The organism is Dokdonella sp. (genome assembly GCF_036518555.1).
Classification (GTDB): Bacteria; Pseudomonadota; Gammaproteobacteria; order Xanthomonadales; family Rhodanobacteraceae; genus Dokdonella_A.
In genome coordinates this window covers 1-5,788 of record NZ_DATDMY010000327.1, presented here as the reverse complement: position 1 = coordinate 5,788, position 5,788 = coordinate 1, and the positions used below count along the sequence as shown (strand labels likewise).

The window sequence follows — 5,788 nt, the reverse complement described above, 5'->3', positions numbered from 1 at the left end:
TCGTGCCGAGCGACGTGATCTTCGCGGACGGGTTCGAAGCGACCCCGTAGCGGAACGGGCGTCGCGGGAATGCGGCGGAAGAGCATCGCGGCTTCCGCCGCTTCCACAATCGATTGTGGGAGCGACTTCAGTCGCGATGCTTCCCAGCCATCGGCCGCGATCGCCTGCGCCCGCCCACGGCCCCATGCGATGATTGGCGACCCGCTCCGCCACCGATCGCCGCCATGGCCGCCATCGTCATCCATTGCAGTTGCCCCGACGCCGCTAGCGCCGCGCGCATCGCGCGCGCGCTCGTCGATGAACGCCTCGCCGCGTGCGTGCAGGTACTGCCGGGCATGACGTCGACGTACCGCTGGCACGGCGAAGTCCATGTGGACACCGAGGTGCTGCTGCTCATCAAGACCGTGGCCGCGCGGCTCGACGCGTTGAAGGCGCGCATCGCCGCGCTGCATCCGTACGAGGTGCCCGAGTTGCTCGCGTTCGAGGCCGTCGACGGCGCGCCCGGCTACCTCGGCTGGCTCGAGCAGGCCTGCGCCGGCCTTGAATCGCCGGATGCGGCCACCCATCCGCGATGAACGTCCTGCAAGATCCGCGGTCCAACCGCGGTCCTCTGATACCGATCCGACGGAGTGCCCTTCCGATGCGCAGCCTGTTCACCGGCCTGACCGCCACGTTCCTGCTCGCCCTCGCGGCCGGCGCCGCGCACGCGCAGGAGGACGGCCTGCTGCCGGTCGAGCAGGCGTTCAAGCTCGACGCGAAGACGGCCGGCGCGGGCAAGCTTTCACTGCACTGGGACATCGCGCCCGACTACTACCTCTATCGTTCGCGCATCAAGGCGAAGACCTCGCAGGCAGGCCTCACGCTCGGCACGCTCGAGCTGCCCGCGGGCGAGAAGAAGCAGGACGAGTTCCTCGGCGAAGTCGAGGTCTACCACCACGCGATCGACGCGAGCCTGGTGTACACGCTCGCCGACGCGACGGCGAAGACGATCACGCTGTCGGTGTCCGTGCAGGGCTGCCACGAGACCGATCCGAAGATCTGCTATCCGCCGCACCCGACCACGGTCACGCTCGATCTCGACGCGAACGCGACGGCCGCGACCAGCGGCGGCACCGCGCCCGCCAATCCACTCGCAGGTGGCGGCGGCCTCGTGTCGGGCGGGCTGCCGCTCGGTGGCCAGGGCGGCGTGGTCGACGAAGCGCCGCTGCCGGCCGAACAGGCGTTCGTGTTCGAGGCGATCGCGCAGAGCCCGACCGCGATCCTCGCGCGCTGGACGATGCCGAAGAACTATTACCTCTATCGCGACAAGAGCACGGTCACGCTCGCCGACGGTCGCGGCGTCACGCTCGGCGCACCACAATGGCCCGCGGGCGTCGACCACACGGACGAGCACTTCGGCACGGTCAAGGTCTACTTCGACCAGGTCGAACTGCCGATCGGCCTGCTGCGCGAACGCGGCGACGCGCAGACGGTGAAGCTGCACGCGGAGTACCAGGGTTGCCTCGAGAACGGCATCTGTTATCCGGTCATGCAGAAGGACGTGTCGGTCGACCTCCCGCCGGCGAGCCTCGCGCAGCTCGCGGCGGCGAAGGCTTCGTTCGTGCCTGCGCCGAACAGCGTCGTGGCTGAAGCCGCGCCCGCGCCCGCAACCGCTGCGCCGCCCACGCCCCCCGATCCTCCGTCGCTCGCCGGCATCCTCGGCGCGCTGCTGTTCGCGCTGCTCGGCGGCCTCGTGCTCAACCTCATGCCGTGCGTGCTGCCGGTGCTCTCGCTCAAGGTGCTCGGCCTCGCGCAGAGCGGCGAGAGCGCGGAGAAGGCGCGCAAGCATGCGCTCGTCTACACCGCCGGCGTGCTCGTCGCGTTCGCGGCGATCGGCCTCGCGGTGGTCGGCCTGCGCGCGGCGGGCCAGGCGCTCGGCTGGGGCTTCCAGCTGCAGCAGCCGGTGTTCGTCGCCGTGCTCGTCTACATCCTGTTCGCGATCGGCCTGTCGCTGTCGGGCGTGTACAACATCGGCGCCGGCCTCGCCGGCGTCGGCCAGGGCCTCAGCAACCGCAGCGGTGCGGCCGGCGACTTCTTCACCGGCGTGCTCGCGGTCGTCGTCGCGAGTCCCTGTACGGCCCCGTTCATGGGCTCCGCGCTCGCGTACGCGTTCTCCGCGTCCTCGTTCGTCGCGCTGCTCGTGTTCCTCGCGCTCGGCCTCGGCCTCGCGCTGCCGTTCCTGCTCGTCGGCTTCGTGCCTGCGCTCGCGGCACGGCTGCCGCGACCGGGTGCGTGGATGGAAACGCTCAAGCAGTTCCTCGCGTTCCCGATGTACCTCACCGCGGTGTGGCTCGCATGGGTGCTCGGCAACCAGCGCGGCATCGACGCGATCGGCTGGGTGTTGATCGGGGCGACCGTGCTCGCGCTCGGACTCTGGTGGTGGGAGCGGCACCGCTACGCGGGGCATCCGCTGCAACGCGCGTTCGCGGTCGCGATCGTGCTCGCCGCACTGCTGCCGATCGCGCGCATCGCGCAGCTCGCGCCGCCGTCCGCGCACGCGGCGACGAGCGACGCGGTGCCCTATTCGGCCGAACGCCTCGCGAGCCTGCGCGCCGAGGGCCGGAGCGTGTTCGTCGACGTCGGTGCGGACTGGTGCGTGACCTGCAAGGTCAACGAGAAGGCGGTGCTCGACACCGACGCGTTCCGCGACCTGCTCCGGCGCAGCGATGCCGTGCTCATGACCGCGGACTGGACCAACGTCGATCCCGCGATCACGGCATTCCTGCAGGACTACAAGGCGGTCGGCGTGCCGCTGTACGTCGTGTTCCGCGCCGGCGAGACCGGCCCCGGCCATGCGCTGCCGACCGTGCTGACCCGGGCGATCGTCGAGCAGGCGCTCGCGCCGCGCTGAGCACCGCGTGTTCGATCGCACCCACCTGCTCGTCGTCGCGCTTGCGCTCGCGGGCGCACTGGCCGGCCTCGCGGCAGGCGTATGGCTGCGCCCGGCACCGGCGCCAGCGGCGCGCGCGCCGGTCGAGGTCGTCGGGCGGACGCGTCCCGCGCTCGAACTCCCCGATCCCGACGGTCGCCCGCAGTCGCTCGCGCGCTGGGACGGCAAGCTCGTCCTGCTCAACTTCTGGGCGAGCTGGTGCGCTCCGTGCGTCGAGGAAATGCCGTTGCTCGACCGCACCCAGCAGCGCCTCGCCGCGCGCGGGCTGCAAGTGGTCGGTATCGCCGCGGACGACGCCGGCGCGACGCGCGCATTCCTGCGCGAGCACCCGGTCTCGTACCCCGTGCTGGTCGACGATCCCGTGTCGGCGCGCGCCGACGACGCCTCGAACCGGTTCGGCAACGCGCGCGACGTGCTGCCGTATTCGGTGCTCATCGGCCGCGACGGACGCATCCTCGCGCAACGCTATGGCAACTTCAGCGAGACGAGCCTCGAGGCGTGGTTGCAGCCACATCTCTGACGAACATCGCTAGAATTCCAGCGAACGTCGCCGAACTGGACAGACTCAATCGACTCGGCCAGACTAGCCGCCCCTTTTGACCTGTCGCCTGCCGTGGCCACGATCCTCGTCCTGCACGGGCCGAACCTCGACCTGCTCGGCACGCGCGAGCCGGACACGTATGGGCACGCGACGCTGGCCGAAATCGATGCGGAACTCGCGGCGATCGCCCGTGCAGCCGGCCATGAGCTGGCGACCCTGCAGTCCAATGCGGAGCACGTGCTCATCGAGCGCGTGCACGCCGCACGCAGCGACGGGACGGCGTTCATCCTGATCAACCCGGCCGCGTTCACCCATACGAGCATCGCGCTGCGCGACGCGCTCGCGGCGGTCGCGCTGCCGTTCATCGAGGTGCACCTGTCGAACGTGCATGCACGCGAGGCGTTCCGCCGCCACTCGTACTTTTCCGACCTCGCGGTCGGCGTCGTCGCCGGCTTCGGCGCGCTGAGCTACCGGCTCGCGCTCGAGGCCGCGGTGCGCCGCCTCGCGGCCTGACCCTTTCCCCTACGCACACCCGGCCCGGGAGTCTCCATGGACCTGCGCAAGATCAAGAAGCTCATCGACCTGCTCGAGGAATCCAACCTCGCCGAACTGGAGATCAAGGAGGGCGAGGAGATCGTCCGCCTGTCCCGGCTGCCCAAAGGCATGGTCGGCGCGCTCCCGATGGCCGCCGCACCGGCCGCACCGGTGCGCGTCGACGCGCCCGCCGCGGCTGCTCCGGTCGCCGTGGCTGCCGAGGCGCCGGCTGCGGGTGGCAAGGCGCTGCCGGACGGCCACGTCGTCAAGGCGCCGATGGTCGGCACGTTCTACGCGTCGGCGAATCCCGATTCGCCGCCGTTCGTGAAGATCGGCCAGGCGGTGAAGGCGGGCGAGACGCTCGGCATCATCGAAGCCATGAAGATGTTCAACCAGATCGAAGCCGACGTCGCCGGCACCGTACTCGCGATCCTCGTCTCGAACGGCCAGCCGGTGGAGTTCGACGAGCCGATGTTCGTCATCGGATGAAACACCGGGCCGAGGGGCGAGGCGGGTTCGCCTCACCTCGGCTCTTCGGCCCCCAGCCCCAGGCGCCCAGCCCTATGCTAGACAAAGTCGTCATCGCCAACCGCGGCGAAATCGCACTGCGCGTGCTGCGCGCGTGCCACACGCTCGGCATCAAGACGGTCGCGGTGCATTCGACCGCGGACCGCAACCTCAAGCACGTCGGCATGGCCGACGAGTCGATCTGCATCGGCCCGCCGCCCGCGGCGGACAGCTACCTCAACATCCCGCGCATCATCGCCGCAGCCGAGGTCACCGACGCGCAGGCGATCCACCCGGGCTACGGCTTCCTGTCCGAAAACGCGGACTTCGCCGAGCGGGTCGAGAAATCCGGCTTCATCTTCATCGGCCCGACCCCGGACGTGATCCGGCTCATGGGCGACAAGGTCGAGGCGATCCGCGCGATGAAGGCGGCCGGCGTGCCGTGCGTGCCGGGCTCGGGCGGTCCGCTCGGCGACGACATCGCGGCGAACACGAAGGTCGCGCGCGAGATCGGCTACCCGGTGATCATCAAGGCGGCCGGCGGTGGCGGCGGGCGCGGCATGCGCGTCGTGCATACCGAGGCGCACCTCTCCAACGCGATCCAGATGACCAAGTCCGAGGCCAAGGCCGCATTCGGCAACGGCGAGGTCTACATGGAGAAGTTCCTCGAGAACCCGCGCCATGTCGAGATCCAGGTGCTTGCCGACGGCCAGGGCAACGCGATCCACCTCGGCGAGCGCGACTGCTCGATGCAGCGCCGCCACCAGAAGGTCGTCGAGGAAGCACCTGCGCCGGGCATCACGCCCGAGCAGCGCGCCGAAATCGGCACGGTCTGCGTCGAAGCGTGCAAGCGCATCGGCTACCGCGGCGCCGGCACGTTCGAGTTCCTCTACGAGAACGGCCGCTTCTACTTCATCGAGATGAACACGCGCATCCAGGTCGAGCACCCGGTGACCGAACTCATCACCGGCATCGACCTCGTGCGCGAGCAACTGCTCATCGCCGCGGGCGAGAAGCTCACGATCCGCCAGGAGGACATCGTCCTCGACGGCCATGCGATCGAATGCCGCATCAATGCCGAAGACCCGGACACGTTCATGCCGAGCCCGGGCCTGGTCAAGCGTTTCGAATGCCCAGGCGGCCCCGGCGTGCGCGTCGACACGCACGTCTACGACGGCTACCGCATCCCGCCGAACTACGACTCGATGATCGGCAAGCTCATCGTGCACGGCCGCGACCGCGCGACCGCGATCGCGCGCATGCGCATCGCGCTGTCG

6 protein-coding genes are annotated in these 5,788 nt (G+C 69.9%); all 6 read left to right on the top strand.

Annotated elements, in window-relative coordinates; translation table 11 throughout:
- Positions 1-224 precede the first annotated feature (224 nt).
- Positions 225-575, top strand: a complete 351-nt coding sequence (gene cutA / locus VI238_RS17340) for a divalent-cation tolerance protein CutA (protein WP_331653638.1) — start codon at positions 225-227, stop codon at positions 573-575.
- 65 nt (positions 576-640) lie between these two features.
- Entirely contained in the window at positions 641-2,890 is a 2,250-nt protein-coding gene (locus VI238_RS17335) for a protein-disulfide reductase DsbD (RefSeq protein WP_331653636.1), read from the top strand.
- Positions 2,891-2,897: 7 nt separating this feature from the next.
- Positions 2,898-3,449 carry a TlpA disulfide reductase family protein gene (locus tag VI238_RS17330; protein ID WP_331653634.1) on the top strand — a complete coding sequence of 184 codons (552 nt, stop codon included), beginning with the start codon at positions 2,898-2,900 and terminating at the stop codon, positions 3,447-3,449.
- A gap of 93 nt (positions 3,450-3,542) precedes the next feature.
- Complete coding sequence (gene aroQ, locus VI238_RS17325) at positions 3,543-3,983, top strand: type II 3-dehydroquinate dehydratase (protein WP_331653632.1); 441 nt, start codon at positions 3,543-3,545, stop codon at positions 3,981-3,983.
- 36 nt (positions 3,984-4,019) lie between these two features.
- A complete protein-coding gene (gene accB / locus VI238_RS17320; RefSeq protein ID WP_331653630.1) occupies positions 4,020-4,493 on the top strand; it encodes an acetyl-CoA carboxylase biotin carboxyl carrier protein in 474 nt (157 codons plus the stop codon).
- A 74-nt stretch (positions 4,494-4,567) separates the two neighbouring features.
- Positions 4,568-5,788, top strand: a 1,221-nt coding sequence (gene accC, locus VI238_RS17315; protein ID WP_331653628.1) for an acetyl-CoA carboxylase biotin carboxylase subunit, incomplete at its 3' end; no start/stop codon positions are given.

What these genes read in the sequence shown, in the direction of transcription:
- cutA (WP_331653638.1), top strand. Translation starts at nt 225, where the DNA reads ATGGCCGCCATCGTCATCCATTGCAGTTGCCCCGACGCCGCTAGCGCC.
- VI238_RS17335 (WP_331653636.1), top strand. Translation starts at nt 641, where the DNA reads ATGCGCAGCCTGTTCACCGGCCTGACCGCCACGTTCCTGCTCGCCCTC.
- accB (WP_331653630.1), top strand. Translation starts at nt 4,020, where the DNA reads ATGGACCTGCGCAAGATCAAGAAGCTCATCGACCTGCTCGAGGAATCC.